Source organism: Reticulibacter mediterranei (genome assembly GCF_016587455.1).
In genome coordinates this window covers 6,819,315-6,838,022 of the sequence record NZ_BNJK01000001.1, presented here as the reverse complement: position 1 = coordinate 6,838,022, position 18,708 = coordinate 6,819,315, and the positions used below count along the sequence as shown (strand labels likewise).

At 51.8% G+C, this 18,708-nt stretch carries 16 protein-coding genes and 1 tRNA gene; 7 read left to right on the top strand and 10 right to left on the bottom strand.

Features of this window, described 5'->3' with window-relative positions; translation table 11 throughout:
- Positions 1-16 precede the first annotated feature (16 nt).
- Positions 17-1,153 carry an NrfD/PsrC family molybdoenzyme membrane anchor subunit gene (gene nrfD, locus K3T83_RS29600; RefSeq protein WP_220206521.1) on the top strand — a complete coding sequence of 379 codons (1,137 nt, stop codon included), beginning with the start codon at positions 17-19 and terminating at the stop codon, positions 1,151-1,153.
- A 132-nt stretch (positions 1,154-1,285) separates the two neighbouring features.
- Here the strand turns inward: nrfD and K3T83_RS29595 are convergent, their stop codons facing one another.
- Both K3T83_RS29595 and K3T83_RS29590 read right to left on the bottom strand, forming a co-directional pair.
- Positions 1,286-2,383, bottom strand: a complete 1,098-nt coding sequence (locus K3T83_RS29595) for an aldo/keto reductase (RefSeq protein WP_220206520.1) — start codon at positions 2,381-2,383, stop codon at positions 1,286-1,288.
- Positions 2,384-2,445: 62 nt separating this feature from the next.
- A complete protein-coding gene (locus K3T83_RS29590) occupies positions 2,446-3,018 on the bottom strand; it encodes a TetR/AcrR family transcriptional regulator (protein WP_220206519.1) in 573 nt (190 codons plus the stop codon).
- Between the two features lie 446 nt (positions 3,019-3,464).
- On the opposite strand from K3T83_RS29590, the gene K3T83_RS29585 reads away from it, so the two are divergent.
- The 3 genes from K3T83_RS29585 to K3T83_RS29575 all read left to right on the top strand — a co-directional run bounded on the left by K3T83_RS29585 (position 3,465) and on the right by K3T83_RS29575 (position 8,670).
- On the top strand, positions 3,465-6,053 hold the full coding sequence (locus K3T83_RS29585; protein ID WP_220206518.1) for a CDC48 family AAA ATPase: 2,589 nt from the start codon (positions 3,465-3,467) through the stop codon (positions 6,051-6,053).
- 447 nt (positions 6,054-6,500) lie between these two features.
- A complete protein-coding gene (locus K3T83_RS29580) occupies positions 6,501-6,878 on the top strand; it encodes a hypothetical protein (protein WP_220206517.1) in 378 nt (125 codons plus the stop codon).
- Between the two features lie 22 nt (positions 6,879-6,900).
- A complete protein-coding gene (locus K3T83_RS29575; protein ID WP_220206516.1) occupies positions 6,901-8,670 on the top strand; it encodes an ATP-binding protein in 1,770 nt (589 codons plus the stop codon).
- Here the strand turns inward: K3T83_RS29575 and K3T83_RS29570 are convergent.
- Both K3T83_RS29570 and K3T83_RS29565 read right to left on the bottom strand, forming a co-directional pair.
- A complete protein-coding gene (locus K3T83_RS29570) occupies positions 8,667-9,185 on the bottom strand; it encodes a hypothetical protein (RefSeq protein WP_220206515.1) in 519 nt (172 codons plus the stop codon). The genes K3T83_RS29575 and K3T83_RS29570 overlap by 4 nt on opposite strands.
- 170 nt (positions 9,186-9,355) lie before the next feature.
- Positions 9,356-9,427, bottom strand: a tRNA-Val gene (locus K3T83_RS29565).
- Positions 9,428-9,829: 402 nt separating this feature from the next.
- Between K3T83_RS29565 and K3T83_RS29560 the strand changes: the two genes are divergently transcribed.
- Positions 9,830-10,243: a hypothetical protein gene (locus K3T83_RS29560; RefSeq protein ID WP_220206514.1), complete on the top strand. Its 414-nt coding sequence runs from the start codon at positions 9,830-9,832 to the stop codon at positions 10,241-10,243.
- Between the two features lie 103 nt (positions 10,244-10,346).
- Here K3T83_RS29560 and K3T83_RS57600 read toward each other — a convergent pair whose 3' ends face one another.
- Positions 10,347-10,892, bottom strand: coding sequence for a methylated-DNA--[protein]-cysteine S-methyltransferase (locus K3T83_RS57600; RefSeq protein WP_220206513.1), 546 nt, complete (start codon positions 10,890-10,892; stop codon positions 10,347-10,349).
- 665 nt (positions 10,893-11,557) lie between these two features.
- Here K3T83_RS57600 and K3T83_RS29550 point away from each other — a divergent pair.
- Complete coding sequence (locus tag K3T83_RS29550) at positions 11,558-11,773, top strand: hypothetical protein (RefSeq protein WP_220206512.1); 216 nt, start codon at positions 11,558-11,560, stop codon at positions 11,771-11,773.
- 77 nt (positions 11,774-11,850) lie between these two features.
- Here the strand turns inward: K3T83_RS29550 and K3T83_RS29545 are convergent, their stop codons facing one another.
- The 4 genes from K3T83_RS29545 to K3T83_RS29530 form a co-directional block, all read right to left on the bottom strand.
- On the bottom strand, positions 11,851-13,035 hold the full coding sequence (locus tag K3T83_RS29545) for an acyl-CoA dehydrogenase family protein (protein WP_220206511.1): 1,185 nt from the start codon (positions 13,033-13,035) through the stop codon (positions 11,851-11,853).
- Between the two features lie 6 nt (positions 13,036-13,041).
- A complete protein-coding gene (locus K3T83_RS29540) occupies positions 13,042-14,139 on the bottom strand; it encodes an acyl-CoA dehydrogenase family protein (protein WP_220206510.1) in 1,098 nt (365 codons plus the stop codon).
- 119 nt (positions 14,140-14,258) lie between these two features.
- Positions 14,259-14,642 carry a VOC family protein gene (locus tag K3T83_RS29535; protein ID WP_220206509.1) on the bottom strand — a complete coding sequence of 128 codons (384 nt, stop codon included), beginning with the start codon at positions 14,640-14,642 and terminating at the stop codon, positions 14,259-14,261.
- Positions 14,643-14,678: 36 nt separating this feature from the next.
- Positions 14,679-16,271 (bottom strand): GxGYxYP domain-containing protein, encoded by a 1,593-nt coding sequence (locus tag K3T83_RS29530; RefSeq protein ID WP_220206508.1) that lies wholly within the window; start codon positions 16,269-16,271, stop codon positions 14,679-14,681.
- Between the two features lie 226 nt (positions 16,272-16,497).
- On the opposite strand from K3T83_RS29530, the gene K3T83_RS29525 reads away from it, so the two are divergent.
- A complete protein-coding gene (locus K3T83_RS29525) occupies positions 16,498-18,108 on the top strand; it encodes a class I adenylate-forming enzyme family protein (RefSeq protein ID WP_220206507.1) in 1,611 nt (536 codons plus the stop codon).
- 98 nt (positions 18,109-18,206) lie between these two features.
- Here K3T83_RS29525 and K3T83_RS29520 read toward each other — a convergent pair whose 3' ends face one another.
- On the bottom strand, positions 18,207-18,659 hold the full coding sequence (locus K3T83_RS29520; protein ID WP_220206506.1) for an HIT family protein: 453 nt from the start codon (positions 18,657-18,659) through the stop codon (positions 18,207-18,209).
- Positions 18,660-18,708: the final 49 nt, after the last annotated feature.

The window sequence follows — 18,708 nt, the reverse complement described above, 5'->3', positions numbered from 1 at the left end:
TTGAAGGAATACGAGTATGGAACAACATCGATTTGCAAAGGAGCGCCTGCTTCCTTCCATAGTGGAGCGTATTCCGACAGTCTGGAATGCGCTCTACCGGCTTCCAGTCGGACAGGAAAGCACAACAGACCTGATGGAGCGGCTCTCTTCGCTGACGACAGGATACACGCCTGATCCCGAGCAAGAGAGCCAGGAGATCAGCTACTACGATTACCCGGTACTCAAACAACCTTTCTGGCACTGGGAGATTATCTGGTATTTCTTTCTTGGAGGTCTCGCTGCTGGCTGTTACGTCATCGCCAGCATCGCCTCTTTCTTTGGCTCCAAAGAAGACCGGGCAGTGGTGCGAACTGGCTACTATCTCTCTCTGCTTGCCCTGATCCCTTGCCCGCTGCTTCTGATGAAAGATTTGGGGCGGCCTGAGCGCTTCCTCAATATGTTGCGCATCTTCAAGGTCAAATCACCAATGTCGATGGGCGTTTGGGGGCTGGTCGGCTTCTCGCTCTTTAGCGGGATAACGACCATCATTCAGGCCGCTAGAGATGGTCTCTTAGGTAAATGGTGGGGAGCAAGATTGCTGGCCGCTCTCCCACAAAAGTTGCTCGCTCTGCCCGGGAGCAGCTTTGCCTTCTTCATTGGCGGCTATACTGGAGTATTATTGGCGGCAACAAGCGTGCCACTCTGGTCGCGCAGCAGGCTGCTGGGCGCGATCTTCCTCTCTTCGGCACTCTCCACCAGTACAGCTCTCGTTTCAGCTATCATACGTCTGGCTGGTGCCCCTGGAAAAACCTTGCATAAGTTGGAAAAGATGCAATGGACGACGCTTTTCGTCGAAATTGCCGGGCTACTGGCATTTTTGCGCAACACAGGTCGTGCAGCCCGTCCGCTGGTTGGCACGGGACCAAATGAACATGGCCCCACGTTCTGGCGCGTTGAATTTGGTCTCGGCTTGCTGCTTCCCTGGCTATTGCAAGGGTTAGCGCTGCTCTTTAACCAGCGCACAGATACAGAACAGAGCAATAGAGAAGGTCGCGGGCTATTGATCTCGCTACTGGTACTGCTAGGCGGCTATTTTCTCCGTCGCACCATAATCAAAGCCGGTCATGTGTCCAGCAGAGACGCGCGCACAACATTATGGAACGCCCAGAGATAAATAGAGCAAGCACTACTCTGATAAAGCGCTAAACAGAGTAGTGCTATGCGAGCAGGAGCCAGACGCAGATGAGTGACCACAAAACGGGCCGTTCAACTTGTCAGAGGGAGCGGTTGTTTTCCCGCCCGACGGCTAGTATCGTTCCCTCTCGTTATTTTGCAGCGTAGGAATTATAATAGTAGAGGGTATGCCATTGACCGTAGCACCAGCATGTAAGCCACTCGGCGCGAATGCCGTGATGACATGACTCGGAAAGTCGAGGGTAGGCTCTGACAGCTTATCAAGCATCGCAATGTGGGCAGGCGAAAGTTGCAGATCAAGTGCGGCCAGATTCTCATTCAGTTGCTTGAGCGTACGTGCTCCGATGATGGTTGAAGTGACGCCTGGGCGTCCTTGTACCCATGCCAGGGCAACCGCAGCACTCGTCGTCTCTAACTCATTGGCAATCTCGCTCAACGTATCAAGCAATACATAATCTTTCTCCGCGAGGCGTTTGATATCTTCTCTGATGTCTCCTCGGCTTTTCTCTGCCATTCCGTCATTCTGGCGCGTATATTTTCCTGTTAACACCCCGTTGCTCAACGGAGCAACCGGAGTCACTGCCAGACCAAGTTCTTGCGCCATCGGGATCAACTCGCCTTCGACGGTACGTGCCCGCAGAGAGTATTCGAGTTGCACGGCAACAATTGGGGACCATCCCCGAAAATGCGCGATGGTTTGAGCCTGCGCAACTTTCCAGGCTGGAGTGACGGAGAAACCGATGTAGCGAATTTTGCCCGCGCTTACGAGATCATCAAGCGTTCTCATCGTCTCTTCAATCGGTGTAAAGTGGTCCCAAATATGTAGCCAGTACAGGTCAATATAGTCGGTCTGCAAACGTCTGAGCGATTGCTCACACTGCTCCATAATTGCCTTACGGCTTGCCCCACCGCCATTCGGGTCTCCAGGATAGAGGTTGTAGGCGAACTTGGTTGCCAGCACGAGATGATCGCGGCGCGCACCGCCTTTCGCCACGAAGTCGCCAATGATCTTTTCCGCATGACCATCAGTGTAGAGATTAGCGGTATCAATGAAGTTGCCACCAAGCTCAAGATAACGGGCAAGAATAGCCTCGGAATCGGATACGCTGCTGCCCCAGCCCCAATCATCCCCAAACGTCATCGTCCCAAGAGTAAACGGACTTACCCGCAAGCCAGATGTTCCCAGCGTAATATAGGAGTTTAAAGACATCGAATTTTCCTTTCTTTAGTTAAATGAGTGATTAGGCGCTCATTTAATACGGTAAAAAATTTTTAAGTCGTTGTCACTGCATGCCAGAAAGCTGTAAAACCGGCGTCACGGAAGCGTTCGGCCTCCGCAGGATGTTGGAGAATCAACTCAACCGTCATATTCATAAGCGAGATAAGTATAGCAGCACCAAATTCAGTCGGCTGATCCTTGAGCGCACCGCTACTGAGGCACTCTAGCACCATCGCCGCCAGCGCTTCGTATCCCTCCTCCCCCAGACGCTTGACCTGTTCATTGATGTGATCCGAAAAGCGTAACAGGACCGCCACCTTATATTTGTCTGGATGATTCACTCCGAAAGCAACATACGTATTCCAGAAGTGATGCGCACGCTCCTCTAAGCTCGCCTGAAAGGGATAATCGCGCATCAATTCCTCGCGCTCCCCACGCTTTAGGGTCAGATACAGCTCATTGAGCAACCTCCCTTTGGTCTCGAAGTAGGTAAACAGAGTCCCCTCTGCGACGCCTGCCGCCTGAGCGATTTTGGACGTAGGAACACTCAAGCCCTGCTCGGCAATCAACTCAATGGCTGCCGCCAGAATAGCGTCGCGTTTCTCTTGACTTTTGGGTCTTGCCATATATCTACCACCACATGAATAATAACTGAGTACTTACTCATTATAATGTAAAGGAAAGCTTTTTGCAAGGCTGAGCGACTATCTCAGCCTGAATCAATCTCGGCGAGGTTATTGCAGCAAGGGGATACTGCTTCCATGATTTCGACCTGTTTCGTCGGGCACAGTAGCGAGGCGCTCACGTACTGGAATGCTTGCCGGCTGCTCCCTCGCCTCAAAAGATTAACAGGTGTTCTCTTACACCAACACAGCGCGAGAACTTGCCTCCTGCGTGAATTGGGCCATCGCTTTTTGCTCAGTTAGCGCCACCGGCAAACGGTTCAGCTTTACAGTACGAATCACATAGGGGATACAGACAATGCTATGGACTCAAACTTTCTAAGCCCTCTTTCGTACATGTGATATGCTACAGACAGGCAAGAGATATCTGTAGGGAAAAGAGGCAGTGCATGGAGGAGTCGCGAACACCGGGTAGTCCCGGCAATAAAGCTCCATATACAGGAACAACAACGAAGCTTTCACCAGAAGGTACAGTGAACAATACAGAACAAGCCAGCACCAACACACGTCCTCTCAATGGGCAATCACAGGACGAACAGACCGTCGAAAGTTTACAACTGACGGTTATCGAAGGCATCCAGGTCGGGCGCGGTGTCGCACGAATCGACCCGGCAAATATCACGCGCCTGGGCTGTCAATCAGGTGATATCGTTTTGATTATAGGTGCACGGACGACAGCCGCAAAAGTCGTGCCAGGCGCGCTGGTGGATCGTGGGCAGCAAACGATTCAAATGGATAGCCAGGTCCGCCAAAATAGCGCATCCGGGCTGGGAGAGCACGTCACCATTCGCAAAGCTAAAGTGCGCAATGCTGATAAAATTACGCTCTTGCCCCTCAGCGGAGGCGCACCGATTCAAGAGAGCGATCTCCAATATATCGCTCGCTATCTGGTTGGCCTCCCGGTCACGATAGGCGATCTGCTACGCGTAGGCACGCCGGGAGCCGCTCCGCGAGAATTTCTCATCATCAGCACCACGCCAGCAACGCCCAGCTATGGAATACGCAAGCGAACTACCGGCGAACTGCCAATTATCCAGCCGCCAGAACCGGAAGCAGATGTCGAGGCAGTGCTGGTTCATAGCGGTACGATCGTTAGAGCGCAGGCCAGAGGCGCAGCTCACGGCAGTCCGGGCAGAGTTGGCTATGAAGATATCGGCGGACTGGGCAAAGAGTTGCAGCGCATCCGTGAAATGATCGAGTTGCCGCTCAAATATCCGGCAGTCTTTGACCGCTTAGGCGTCGAACCACCGAAAGGCGTCCTGCTCTACGGCCCTCCGGGAACCGGCAAGACGCTGATTGCACGTGTAGTGGCAGCTGAGACAAATGCAGCATTCTTTGTCATCAATGGACCAGAAATTATCAATAAATTTTATGGCGAAAGCGAATCGCGGCTGCGTGGCGTCTTCCAGGAGGCCCAGAAACGTGCGCCCAGCATCATTTTTATCGACGAGCTTGATGCCCTCGCCCCGAAACGCGCCGAAAGTGGCGGTGAGGTAGAGCGCCGTATCGTCGGCCAGTTGCTCGCACTCATGGATGGTCTGGCCTCACGTGGACAGATCGTTCTCATTGGCGCAACCAACCAGCCCAATGCGCTCGATCCCGCTATTCGTCGCCCTGGACGCTTTGATCGCGAGATCGCTCTGCGCGTCCCCGATGTGCGTGGGCGTACCGAGATCTTGCGCATCCATAGCAAAGATGCCGCCATTGCCAATGATGTTGACTTTGCCCGCATTGCTCAACTCACGCCCGGCTTTGTTGGTGCCGATCTGGAAGCGCTCTGTCGTGAAGCAGCTATGATTGCGCTGCGCCGCGTGCTGCCCCATATCGATTATCAGCGCGGTTACATCCCCTATGAAACGCTGGTCAATCTCAACATCACCATGGCCGACTTCCAGGCTGCTCTACGTGAGATCGAGCCATCGACGACACGTGAAGTTTATGTTGAGGTTAGCGAGACGAGCTGGGACGATATCGGCGGCCTGGTCGATATCAAGGAAACGCTCACGGAAGGCGTTGAATGGCCGCTCCGTTTCCCGGAAGTATACGCGAATGCCCACGTTGAGCCACCAAGAGGCATCCTGCTCTCCGGCCCTCCAGGATCGGGCAAAACATTGATCGCGAGGGCGCTCGCCAATCAATGCGAGGCCAGCTTTATCTCCATTAAGGGGCCAGAGCTGCTCTCCAAGTGGGTTGGCGAGTCTGAGAAGGGTGTTCGAGAGGTCTTCCGCCATGCCAAACAAGCCGCCCCCTGTCTCGTCTTTTTTGACGAACTGGATGCACTTGCTCCCCGTCGTGGCCTTTCAAACGATGGCAATGTGGGTGATCGCGTGATTGCACAACTGCTCACCGAGATGGACGGTATCGAAGGGCGTGAGGGCGTGATTGTGCTGGCAGCGACCAATCGCCCGGAATTGATCGACCCTGCGCTGCTACGTCCTGGTCGCTTCGATCTGGTTGTGGATCTGCGCTATCCCAATGAGGAGGAGCGCCGGGCGATTTTCGAGGTTCATATGCGCGGGCGGCCAATTGCACCAGAGGTCACAGCAGAAGAATTGGCCCGGCTCACCATCGATAGGAGCGGTGCGGATATCGAGGCTATCTGCCGCCGGGCTTCCCTGCTGGCATTGCGCGAATGGATTGCACCTAAACTGAGCCTTGGCCACGTCCATGTAACAGAAGAGATTGCGGAGTCAACTCAGTCAACAGGAGAGGCTCAAAGCACCCAGGCGGAAGAACAGGCAACGGAGCATGAGCCAGTTCAGACTCCGCCCGCTCGCCTCCAGATCCGCGCGGAACACTTCGCCCGCGCGATCGATGAGCAGCGCGAGCGCTATGCAACCCAGGAAGTCGCGGAAGAAGAGCAGACGCGTATGGAGCGAGGCCGCCAACGCTTGCTCGAAATTGCTGCCGATCAGCAAGAAAAGCCTCCTCTGACCGGCTTCCGCCTCTGGCTGGCACGTCTTTTTGGGCTTGTATAGACAAATTCACCATCTATTCAAGAAGAGGACGGGCGACATGGAGACCGTGTTGCCCGTCCTCTCTTCTTCATCCCCAAACCTTCATTTTCCATTCACTTCAATAGACAAAAAACGATTTCTATTGAAATGTGTAACCTTCACACAGCAAAATGCGTTATTATTAGTGAAGATAATCTTGTTCATAGTGACTCTAGTATAAAATGAGAGCAAAAGAGTTTTTACGGGACCAGCTTAGAACATCGTAGAGCAGCAAGGAAGCACAATAGTAATTGTTTGTTATGACAAAAAAATGCGCAAAACGCAACGTATCAACGTACATACGAACACTATTGTAGGTACTATCCATTAACAAACTCTATCATTGTAGGTACTATCCACTTACAATATATAGGCAACTATGCTATAATAAAAACGGAGAGCGTATTCGATAAGTGAAGGGAGCTAAAGGTGTCATTCATTTCTGACAACTCCTCTTCCGTCTCCCGTGAGCAAGTAACTGAGGCGTACCTGAAAGCAATCCAGTTAATCGATCGGCGTGTCGCGCCGCTACTTGGTAAAGCGACGACCCGCGTTCTGGTACAAGGTGCCGCAAAAAGAGTAATGGACCAGTATCCATTTCTAGGTTGTCTTGTCAAACGGCCTTATACCGATGTTGTCCCATCAGTTATCCAGGAACAATTCTCTGGCGTCTCAACAACTGAGCTGGCCGCCGGATTAAATGCATTATTAGATGAGTGCTTCGCTGGACTGAGAGAACTAACCGATGATCTGATAGCTCCCCCACTCCATGAAGAAGTCACCCATCAGTTGAACCAGCAACAGTAAAAGGAAGAACATGGAGAGCAGCGTGCAATCGGAGTCTCGGACCACAGAACGCGCGCACCGCTCTTCCAATGGACAGCATGTGGATCGTTTAAGTGCTATCCGTCATGAAATGGAATACATTAACACCATTGGGAAGCGGTTCGTTGCCGCATTTGATCGTTTCCAGGTTCATCGTGCGTTGCTGGCTGCTCTCCAGGAGATATACAATTTCTCCGCATGTTGTATCCTCCTGAAGGGTGATCCATTTGAGCTTTTCATCATTCCCTCCTATCCACTCAGTACAGCCTTCTTAGAAGGAATGATCCAGCGTATTGCCAATGCCGCGAATGTTATTGATTTTCCTCATGTAGATGCCGAACAACTTGCAAGAACTGCCTATCTCGATGCTCCTGATGAACTGGCACGACCACGAGGAGAAAAGGAGATTGCAGGCACAGAAATCGGCTCCTGTTTAAATATCCCTTTGACTGTTGAGAATCGTATCATCGGACTTCTCAGCCTGTTTGACGAGCGCCCCGGCAGCTTCGACACTAACTTGCTGCAACTCACCACTATGATTGCCGACTATGCGGCTGTTGCTCTGGAGAATGTACGCCTGCGAGAACGCGAAACGGCACTCTGGCGACAGGCCGAATTTGAGCGTCAACGCCTGGAACTGATCCTGAGAAGTATGGCGGAAGGGCTGCTGATTACCGATGCGCGCGGAACCGTGACTTCGCTCAATCAATCCGCCCGTCTGCTCTTCTCCCAGGTCGGGATCGATTTTAAGTTGCCAACTCCTTTGTATCAACTGGCCGAGACGAACAATGCTCCCTGGGTCTCCCGGCTGGTCGAAATTATAGGGCAGGCGCAGCGCAGTAAGACAGTGACCAACCAGGAAGTGATGATTGGTATCGATGATGAAACGGTTCCGCTCACGTTGAGTATCAGTGCAGCTCCACTTCATGATGCGAATAGCATTCCCAACCGACCAATCGGCGTTGTGGCTGTCATCAATGATGTCACATCAAATAAACAGATTGAGCGCCTGAAAGACGAGTTTGTCTCGGTGGTTTCGCACGAATTGCGCACCCCTTTGACAGCAATTAAAGGCTATACACAACATCTGGTGCGACGCATTGAACGCCGCCTGCGAAAATTACGAGGACCGCAGCCAGAGAGCAATCAGCCAGCAGAGGCGGCACCAGAGCCACCCGAGAGCTACGATTTGCGGAGCTTGAATATTATTCAGAGTCAGACCGAACATCTGGAGCGACTCGTCAATGATCTGCTGGATCTCTCGCAGGTTCAGTGGGGCCATCTGGATCTGCACTACGAAAGCTTTTATCTGGCCGATGAACTGGCCGATAGCGTCCGCTCAGTTCAGGCCAGCACGGAGCAACACACGATTACCTTAGAGGTTCAGGCGCGCGACACAAAGATACTGGCAGACCGAGCACGCATAGCTCAGGTGGTGGGAAATATCCTCGATAATGCGGTCAAATATTCACCGCATGGAGGTCTCATCAAGGTATGCCTGGAGCAGCACGATGAGGAATTCCAGATCAACGTCATCGATGAGGGAATCGGGGTTAGTCCTGAATATTATGACCACATTTTTGAGCGCTTCTACCGCGTGCATAACACGGCGATTCGCCAGTATTCAGGGATTGGTCTGGGCCTCTACGTTGCCAAAGCAATTGTAGACCGGCACGGAGGACGTATCTGGTTCACGAATAACCAGAATATAGGCACAACCTTTTCCTTCACCCTGCCAGGGCGCCCACGTACAGGCCCGCTTGCCAAAGCTTAAAGGGCTTGCAACAGATCGGTTGGCGTCGTTTTAAAGTGATCGCTCAAGTACGAGTGGCCAAATGGCGTGAAATGGATTTTGGCCCAGGTTGCACGTAAAAACTGAATGCTACGCAGGATGCGTGCTTCTCCCCAGAGAGGATGGCGCAAATCACGCCAGGCGTTGACAAAGTCCCCTGTACTGGAAATCAACACACCACAGGTAATCACCACAACTGGCACCAACGGATGTTGTGGGAGAGTAATTGGGCTAAGCGAAGTAAATAGCCCCATGTAGAGGACGCCTCCTGAAACCAGGGCCGGCCCGAGTACATCCAACCAGATGCGTATAGTTGAGGGTTCATGTAAGACCATTAAAGTGATACCAAGAGGGCCAACTGCCCAACCTATCACAGGTTCACGACGGATCAGCATAACCAGCAAATGAGCACACTTGAAAAGGACAATCCAGAGGACTAACAGGATACACACTCCCCAGACATTGGTAATGTGTATACGGCTTACAATATCTGGCATGCTCTAAACACCTCATTAACAAGGAGGCAAACAGCACAGACTATTCAGTCCGGCTTGCTATAACAAAATTTCTTATTTCTATTATAAGCTAAACATGCTTTTCTACGCAATCGTTATGGGATATGTAGCTGAAGGATTGGAAAAGGGGCGACTTCTTCTGGTTTATCTAATGGGCGCTACTGGGATCGAACCAGTGGCCTCTTCGGTGTGAACGAAGCGCTCTCCCGCTGAGCTAAGCGCCCTTGTGGTGGTGTCTTATGACAAATGCACTATAACACTAGTAGCGGAGATTGTCAAGCATTTTGATAGGGATTTTTCAGCGGGAGAGCGCTTCGTTCACACCGAAGAGGCTATTAGAAGATGTCCTCTCTCATGGGGATTGATACGTATTACATGGAGAGAATGATCCGCTATTCAGCGAAGGAGAGAAACGAGCAATGAGAAAAACAGTAACAAAATGGATCGTCAGCGTCGTTGTATTGCCAGCAATCGTTCTGGCACTGCAAAAACGCATCTTCAAATATATCGACGAACACATGTAGACGAAAAACAGCCTCAGAGACGCCTTGAGCCGGTGCCAGATTCCCTCTGTATGATATACTTGGGAGGAAAGAAATAATTCTCGTATCTTCAGGAGATGTCATATGGACGATAAACCCGCAAATGCCAGCGTGTCGGCCAGGCAGTCTAACGCTGAGCAGCAGATAGACACATCTTCAACAGAACAAGCTGCCTCTGTACAAACAAGCGCTCGTTCCACAGATGAACCACGACAGGCGTATGGGACCGCGAAAACCGAAAATCTCCGCGACTCCGGCCTCTGGCGCTTCATCCTGCCAACCTTCGTGATTCTCTGCTGTCTGGCGCTATTGATAATTCCGCTCGCTATTTTAATCCCACTGCTTGTTACATCGATCGAACCCGGCACTCCCTCCAACAACGCCAACCTGACATGGCTCTGGATTCTTATGATAATTGTCGTGTTGGGAGCCGCCACAATAGCCATTCGAGGCTTCCTGCGCATCTTTATGACCCAGGCCCAAAATTATTCACATTAACAAACCAGTATACACAAGGAAATGACGCGAAGAGAGGCATGGTTCGCAAACCTTTATTTGCTAAAATGGGTTTGCGAACCATGCCTCTCTTCGCAATCGATCATTACTTATATTTCACGTCCGCCGCCCCCTCTAAAGAGAGCAACCAGGCTTTTGTCGGCACACCACCACCATAACCAGTCAATGTCCCATTGCTACCAATCACACGATGACACGGAACAATAATCGCAACAGGATTAGCACCGTTGGCGGCTCCAACCGCTCGCGAAGCATTCGGGCGACCAACCAGCTGCGCAATCTGCCCATAACTACGCGTCTCACCATAAGGGATATCCTGCAAAGCTCGCCACACAGCCAGCTGGAAAGGGGTTCCGTGCAGATCAAGCGAGCAAGAAAAGCGCACTTGTTCCCCGGCAAAATAGCGCCTCAGCTCAGCGGCTGCCTGCTGCACCGGTGCAGGCTCCTCGCTCCTGATGACACGGCCAACCTCCAGCCGATGATTCACCCAGAACAATCCATCATCTATCGGCGTGCCTGGAGTCCCGGTCCAGCACACACCAGCATCAGTCCCAATAATAATACAATCTCCGCGCAAAGAGGAAACACTGGTCCAATAGAGCGTTAATAGTTTTTGCCGTACAACCAACATCACCAACTCCTTCAAAATTATGCTGTAGTCGTTGAGAGTGTAGCATCAGAAGCCAGGGGATGCAAGAAGCATGCGTTGACATTTTTTCCAGCTATTTTCATTGCAAAGAAAGGTAGCAATATAGGGCTATCCCCACTTCCCCCGATGATTTTGCTCTCAAAAATACTTGACTTTTACCAGGCCAACAAGTACACTCAGTAACAGTTGACAGGCCCACTGTTTTTTGGTTCGTAGAAATGATAGTACAGATAACTGAAGGAGGTGAGTTCTATGCAAGCTATGCTTACAGGCGTCGTGCATTGTGTGCGAAACAACAGAACTCATCCGTCCAGCAACATAGGTGTCTAGCAGGCATCTCTTCTATTAGAGTTCAAAATGTTGCGGCTCGGATTTGTCCGGGTGTTCTTGATCGCCACAACCTTTCCTCACAATGTGCCGCTATCCCTCATAATCCAAACATTCACACTGCACATATCGAGAATGCTGTATGAAACTCGTGTTCCTTGCTATTCCCTGGGCAATATATATCAGTTCATACCAGATTTGTGCTATTTATACTAGCAAACTACAAGCAATACAAGAAAGGGCATAAAACACTTGCTACCCATCACTTCTGTCTATTCAGAAGCACCCCATCACAACCTCAAAGGAGAGGAGGTGACAGCATGAGAGGAAAGCTCCGCGACAAGCGCACAACAACTAGACGTGATACTTCCAAACGCGATGGTTCCGAGCGCCAGCGACCGGTCAAACGCGACAATCGCTCAATGGTTCGGTTAAGTTTGCAGGTAGAGGACGATTTCGAGTTTGATCTCGAAGATGAAGAACTCGAAGAGGAGGAGGAAGAGGAAACAACAATCGAGGCCTCGCAAAAGAAGTAGGACGGAATCTTGCGAAAAGTCCTGCACCTTAAGAACATGGAGTAGAGCTGAATATCGGCCCTACTCCTTTTTGTTTGCTACGGGATATTCACCTTTGGAAACATGCGCCGAGCGATAACCAGACGTTGAATCTGCGCTGTTCCCTCAAAAATATCGAACACCTTCGCATCGCGAAACCACTTCTGAATAAACTGTTTCGTCTCCGAATGCTCGCCGGGAGCAGTAATACGAACTGCCGCTGCCGTGATCTTCATAATCAACCCACCAGCATAAGCTTTACTCATCGAGGCTTCTTTCGAGTTGGGAATGCGCTGATCGGCCATCCACGCCGCGCGCCAGACCAGAAAACGCGCCATCTCTAGCTCTTGCCGCAACTCCTCTAACTCTTCATCTATCGCACGACGCTTATATGCCGAAAAGCCGATGGGCAACTCCTCAGACACCCATTGGCAGGTCGCTTCATAGGCGGCACGTGCAATGCCAAGCGCAATAGCTCCCACCATCGGACGTGTTGCATCGAGCGTTCCCATCGCCGCCTTAAAACCGGCTTTTGTGCTTCTCTCGCGACCAGCAAGCAAATGATCCTTCGGAATTCGGCAGTTCTCAAAGATCAGTTCAGCGGTCTGAGAGGCGCGCAACCCCATTTTTTCCTCAATTCGCCCGACGATCAGACCCGGCGTGCCTCCTGGTACCACAAAGGGCCGAATGCCCTCGCGCCCCCTGCTTTTATCGACAGTTGCGAAAGTGATAATCAGATCTGCACGCGCACCATTGGTAATATAATGCTTATGTCCATTGATTATCCACTCGTCGCCATCCAGAACCGCCGTCGTGGACATGCCAGCAACATCTGAGCCTATCCCCGGCTCCGTCAGGGCCAGAGCGCCCCAATGCAACCGATCATCGGCATAAATGCTGAGAAACTTTGCTTGCTGTTCGGGCGAGCCTTGAGAGAGGATTGGAGGAGCTGCCAGTCCGGGACCGGGAATTGCCGTAGAGAGGCCAGCATCGCCCCAGGCCAGTTCCTCCTGCGAGAGCATCGAAAACACATTCTCCTGTTGTGCCTCTCCTTCTTGAGCCTGCATACGCGCCTGAGCAGCCGCACCAGCTCGGAAACGCTTCTGCATATTCCAGAAAAACGACTTGGGTATCTGCTCCGTGCGGTCACATTCAAGCGAGATCGGCCTCATCTCTTCTAAAGCAACCTGATGGACATAGTCGCGGAAAGCTTCTTGCGCTTTGCTGAGTGTCATGTTGATCATATGCTCTTACTCCATTGCAGCGGCGTTGCGCATCCACATTTCGACGGGGTGATCCTGCATAAAACCGGCTCCACCCATGATCTGAACGGCATCGATGGTTGCCGATTTCGCCAGTTTGACGGCCTGATACTGGGCAGCTTCAGCGTCTCGCAACAACGTTTCAGGTGCCAGCACACGATCCCACTGAGCGGCAGCATGCCAGAGCAGCAGACGAGCCGCATCAAGCTTCATCGCCATCTCCGCGAGCAGGAAGGCGATACCCTGATAGGACACTATTGGGCGTCCAAAAGCGATCCGCTCCTCTGCATAATGACCAGAGTATTCAAGGGAGGCGCGAACCATGCCACAGGTGACGGCAGCGCGCAACAGCGCGGAGAGGGACGCGACCCGCAGCACTCCAGCATTTCCTGGTTCCCCAAGCAGTGCATCAGGAGCAACAACAACATCATTCAACGTATAGGCCGCGCTCGGAGCCGCCAGCAAACCCAGCTTTTGTGCATCAGGTGTGATCTGCAATCCCTCAATCTGAGCAGGCATAACGACGGCGCATACTCCCTCGCTGCCAGTTGTGTCAGCAAGTCGTGCCAACACAACGCGCGGATGAGAGTGAGCGCCATGAATCACATCACGCTTCGTGCCGTTCATGATGTAATAATCGCCATCGCGACGAAGAGTAGTGTTGATCTCAGCTACAGTATAGCCGCCCGTTCGCTCGGCAAAAGCCAGGCTGCCGCGCTCTTTATAGCCTTCCTGGACATCACAAAATGGATAAACAAGCTGTTCTTGCTGCCTCTCATTACCGGCAAGAGCAACAGCTAGCGGTCCCAGCATTGAACCGAAGATGTTCATCGCCAGTCCGCCATCACCAAAGCCAAGCTCTTCAGCAATAAGCGCATAGGTGATGGCATCAAGCGGACCCGATCCGCCCAGATCTTCAGAAAAAGGGGTGGTGAGGCCCGTCTGTGTCAGCATTTGCATCAATTCAACCGAGATATCGCCCCTCCGCTCGGCGCTGTGCCCCTCTGGACGCAACCGATCACTGGCGAGACTACGGGCCAGTTGGCGTATCTCTTCCTGTTCCACCGTTGGAGAAAAATCAATCATGAACTCCGTCCTTTCGCTCTTTGCGACCTGGAGCTTGCTACATTGCAATCTTTCACGAGAGAAAACGGCCAGAAGAGAGCAATATGCTCTTTCCAAATCATTGTAACACAGACATCAGCTTATGCTATAGCGTTTGCTACCTCAATCAGATTGCCATCAAGATCTCGAATATAGACGGATAACAGGGTTCCAGTCGCGCCCGTCCTCCTGACCGGCCCCTCGATTATAGGAACAGCACAGGCGCGAAAATGCTCTATAACTTGATCCAGGGGTAGCGGAGTGAGAAAACAGAGATCGGCTGAGCCTGCTACCGGCTTGAGCGCCTTTGGTTCAAACTCCTTCCCCACTTCATGTAAGTTGATCTTCTGTGAACCAAAGCGCAGCGCTTTCCGCCCATCGCCAAACGTTACGGTCTGCATGCCGAGAACGCGCTCATAAAATACACACGTTCGGGCAATATCCTGCACAGTCAGCACCAGATGATCAATACTTTCAATCTGCATAGTTGTGCCTCCTTTATAAAGACTATAAGAATTGGCTTACAGATTTTCTGCCAGCATCGCCAACAGCGTTCCGGGCAGCACCACCTCATACCCATCTCCAAGCATCTCCATCACCTGCTTGAGATCAGCCAGTGTGATTGTCCACGCCAGCATATAGATATTCAAAAAGAGTGGTCGATTTCGATGTAAGAACACAGCGGCTTTGATCAATCTCACGGCGGTTGTGGCATTGTTTGCCAGGCCGAGATTGCGATAAAGCGGAACATCGCCAACCTTTTTCCAGCTAGCATTCACGACACCAGCACCACTAAGCAGCCCATTCACACCAAACTGTGCCAACTCTTGTATCAAGCGGTGCTGGTGTGGCCTGCTGGTAAAGGACATTCCGGTCAAGCGAATACGCGAAAGCAGAGGCAAACCAGAAGCCTGGAGCAAGCCGCTATCCAGCACTGCCAACGTCTTCAAACCCATCTTCTGCATCAACTGGCCCGTGCGCTGAAGAAATGGCGATAGGTGATCGATAGGCCAGTGCGCGGGGAACATATACGATGCTCCGCTGGGACCAGCAATCAGCTCGTCATTGGGAGTGGTTGTGCTTAAATAATAGGCGGCAAGCGATGGGGCGGCTTCCAGCAACGCTGGAGCAATCGTCCAGCCAATAGGCAGAGAGCCGCGCACAGGATCATGCCATAAGCGCAACATGCGATGTTGGCAATATTGGAGGTTATCGCCATCGCTGATCGTAAATGAGAGATAGACCTTCTTCGTCACTATGGGTACATCAACTGGCATAGATTGCTGAACCGCAGGGACCGATTGTGGCTGTACAGCACTCAAGACCTCAAGATTTGTGCAATAGTCAGAAGCCAGCACGCCCATAGCTGTTCGCGAGGTTAGATAGACACCGCTGCTCTCATCGATAAACCAGCCAAGATGCAGGCTGCCAGGAGAGAAAGCTTGCAATATTTGCTGCATCAGACGGCGTTCTGAAAAACCTTCGTTCCGGACAGGCCAATATTTACGGGAATCGAGCCAGTAGACAAATGTGCGTGTAGCAACCAGAAACGAGCGCAACCCGGTCATCGTCTCAGGAGCCATACCCGCCACCAGATGAGACGAGGCATCAACCAGCAGATTTTGTTGTGCCCACCGATAGGCTTGCACACGATTGCGCCATTGATAGGTGCGCAAATCAACCAGCACAGGCAATTCAAAGGTACTTTCCAGCTCTTGCGCCAGCGAGGGTGCCACCACCATTGCATCGCGCTGCCCTGCAAGCGTCGTCGCCACATTCACAGTATCAATTAATGCGGGATCATAAATAATCAATCCTTGAATATATTGACGATACGCAGTGAGCATTGCTGTGATGACATTATTTCCCTTCTGTGGAACAGTAGTTTGAGGCAGTTCATGCAATACCTGTTTCAACCAGAAGAGATCGTCATCGCCTGTAATCAAATAGACGCGCGGCTGAGGCCGATTGAGAACACCCACCATCGTCGTAGCAGCAAGTTGGACCTCATGTGAGGCACTTCGAATATCATAAATATCCAGATGTTGTGGTGCCTGAAATACAGGCAGCATATTTCCAGCAGGCCAGAGCAGGCCAGCAACCTCATTGCTCATTTTCTCTCCTGATGATTGGTCTCGAACAGCTCTATTGCCAGTCTCAGCTGAATTGTATCATAAGATATTCCAATTTATTCTCTATACTTGACCTTCAACAACAACTAACGTATGCTACATTACAGAAAGCAACGACGTTGCTAGCAATGCCAATCTAGCACAACTACCACTCCGCATGAACTTCTGAATAACTCACAGTCGAGTTGAGGCAGAAAGGAAGCCGGTAATGACAGAGAAAATGGTTGCCCCCGAACTCTTCCGTCCACCCCTTGATTTTCCCGATGTGCCCTATGATCACCTTGTACGAATAGCCGCTGAGCATGCGCCAGACCGCCCGGCCATTATTTACCACAACCTGATTCTGACCTATCGTGAAGTGGTATCAATGATCAACTGTATCGCCAATGGGCTTCACGAACTGGGCATCCGCAAGGGCGAATGTATTTGCCTGTTCACCACCAATCGACCGGAATACACGCTCACCTTTATTGCCGCAGGCTCGATAGGAGCGGTCGTCAGCCCAATGAACCCGGCATATAAAGAGCGAGAAGTCACCTATCAGCTTGAAAACTCCGAAGCAAGCACCATCCTGATCCAGCGCGAACTGGTCCCCATTCTCAAGCTCGTTCTGAGCCAGAAATCCTTCCCTCATCTAAAACACATTCTGGTAACTGGCGATCACCCCCCCGAGGGACTACCAGACGCGATCCCGCTTGCCACGCTCATTCGGCGCTCATCCCCCAAATATCAAAAACACGTTGAGATCAGTGGAGACGACCTGTTGGCGCTCCCCTACTCATCCGGCACCACAGGCTTACCAAAGGGAACCATGCTCACCCACCACAACCTCACCTCCAACAATCTCCAATTTACAACGGCACTACGCACCGATCCAAACGATGTCGCCCTGCTCTTCCTCCCGTTCTATCACATCTATGGCGTGATGCTCACTGGCAGCTTCCTGGCCTGTGGCGGCACCCAGGTCTTGATGGAACGTTTCGATCTCTTGCAGTCGTTGGAGCTATGTGAGAAGCATAAGGTGACATACTACTTCGCCGTACCTCCTATCATCCTGGCACTCGCAAATGCACCGGTCGATTTGGGAAAGTTGAAGTCGCTCAAGTACATTTTCTCAGGTGCAGCACCATTACCGCTGGACCCGGCGCGCCGTCTGCAAGAGAAGACAGGGATACAGGTTGTGCAGGGCTATGGTATGACCGAAGCCTCGCCGCTCACACACTCACAGCCCGGAGATCCTTCGCTTGTGCGCCTGGACAGCGTTGGCATGCCAACACACAACACAGAACAGAAAGTGATGGATATCGAGACTGGCGAGCGCGAACTCCCGCTCGGCGAGGATGGCGAGATCATCATTCGCGGCCCTCAGATTATGGCGGGCTATTGGAAAGCGCCCGAGGAGACCGCACGCACCCTGCGCGATGGCTGGCTCTATACCGGCGATATCGGGCACATTGATGCTGACGGTTACACTTATATCGTGGATCGTAAAAAGGAGATGATCAAATATAAAGGCTTCGGCGTGGCTCCTGCAGAAATAGAATCGCTCTTGATGGAACATCCGGCGGTACTGGATTCGGCAGTCATCGGTGTTCCTGACGATGAAGCTGGCGAACTCATCAAGGGCTTTGTCGTGCTGCGCAAAGGGCAGAACGCTACCCCGAACGAGATCATCACATTTGCAAATGGGAAGCTGGCAGGCTACAAACGCGTGCATATTATCGAGTTCATCGACGCGATCCCTAAAACAGCTTCGGGCAAGATCTTGCGGCGCGACCTCAAAGAACGCGAGAAGGCACGCACAGCTCAACAAAAATGATGATAGACGCAAAATGAAGTGCTGTCCAGGTTGGTTTATGGGAATCGGGCGAGGTATATGGCCAAAAGACATACGCCCCAAACCAACCTGGCTTCTCACTAAGGCAACGCCTGAAGCTTACGGGTAAATTCTTCACAAAATGCCGTTATCTCTTGCGCTGGAATGGCATGCTCAGCGTCTACGGCAAGCAGAGCAAAAACGCGTGGCCCCTTGATTTCGGCAGGCAGATCGACGGGTCGGGGAACGACATGGATGTGAACATGGGCAAATCCCTGGCCCTCAGCGAAGCACATCATATACTCTTTCAGCACAGAGCTATCAGTATGCATCACCTGCAGCAGCCTGTATTCAATCTCTGCCAGCTCTTGAAACTCTTCGCGCGTCAGTTCATGCAAAGCCTCGATATGACGTTTGGGCAGGATCACCAGCCAGCCGAGGTGAGTTGTAGGATAGGCGTGATCGACAATCCAGTGCGTTCCCTGATAGATGTATGGTCCGGGGGAGATGCGACGTTCGCCACTCAAATTCAAGCAAGTAAGACAGGTTTCCATAAAACATCCTCGTTTCTAAGGTGCTCAATTCATTATAGCACCCTAGAAG

Excerpts from the sequence above, each read along its gene's own strand:
- K3T83_RS29590 (WP_220206519.1), bottom strand. The coding sequence starts at position 3,018 with ATGGCAAGACCCAAAAGTCAAGAGAAACGCGACGCTATTCTGGCGGCA.
- K3T83_RS29545 (WP_220206511.1), bottom strand. The coding sequence starts at position 13,035 with ATGATCAACATGACACTCAGCAAAGCGCAAGAAGCTTTCCGCGACTAT.
- K3T83_RS29525 (WP_220206507.1), top strand. The coding sequence starts at position 16,498 with ATGACAGAGAAAATGGTTGCCCCCGAACTCTTCCGTCCACCCCTTGAT.
- K3T83_RS29530 (WP_220206508.1), bottom strand. The coding sequence starts at position 16,271 with ATGAGCAATGAGGTTGCTGGCCTGCTCTGGCCTGCTGGAAATATGCTG.
- K3T83_RS29535 (WP_220206509.1), bottom strand. The coding sequence starts at position 14,642 with ATGCAGATTGAAAGTATTGATCATCTGGTGCTGACTGTGCAGGATATT.
- K3T83_RS29560 (WP_220206514.1), top strand. The coding sequence starts at position 9,830 with ATGGACGATAAACCCGCAAATGCCAGCGTGTCGGCCAGGCAGTCTAAC.
- K3T83_RS29585 (WP_220206518.1), top strand. The coding sequence starts at position 3,465 with ATGGAGGAGTCGCGAACACCGGGTAGTCCCGGCAATAAAGCTCCATAT.
- nrfD (WP_220206521.1), top strand. The coding sequence starts at position 17 with ATGGAACAACATCGATTTGCAAAGGAGCGCCTGCTTCCTTCCATAGTG.
- K3T83_RS29550 (WP_220206512.1), top strand. The coding sequence starts at position 11,558 with ATGAGAGGAAAGCTCCGCGACAAGCGCACAACAACTAGACGTGATACT.
- K3T83_RS57600 (WP_220206513.1), bottom strand. The coding sequence starts at position 10,892 with ATGTTGGTTGTACGGCAAAAACTATTAACGCTCTATTGGACCAGTGTT.
- K3T83_RS29570 (WP_220206515.1), bottom strand. The coding sequence starts at position 9,185 with ATGCCAGATATTGTAAGCCGTATACACATTACCAATGTCTGGGGAGTG.
- K3T83_RS29595 (WP_220206520.1), bottom strand. The coding sequence starts at position 2,383 with ATGTCTTTAAACTCCTATATTACGCTGGGAACATCTGGCTTGCGGGTA.
- K3T83_RS29540 (WP_220206510.1), bottom strand. The coding sequence starts at position 14,139 with ATGATTGATTTTTCTCCAACGGTGGAACAGGAAGAGATACGCCAACTG.
- K3T83_RS29520 (WP_220206506.1), bottom strand. The coding sequence starts at position 18,659 with ATGGAAACCTGTCTTACTTGCTTGAATTTGAGTGGCGAACGTCGCATC.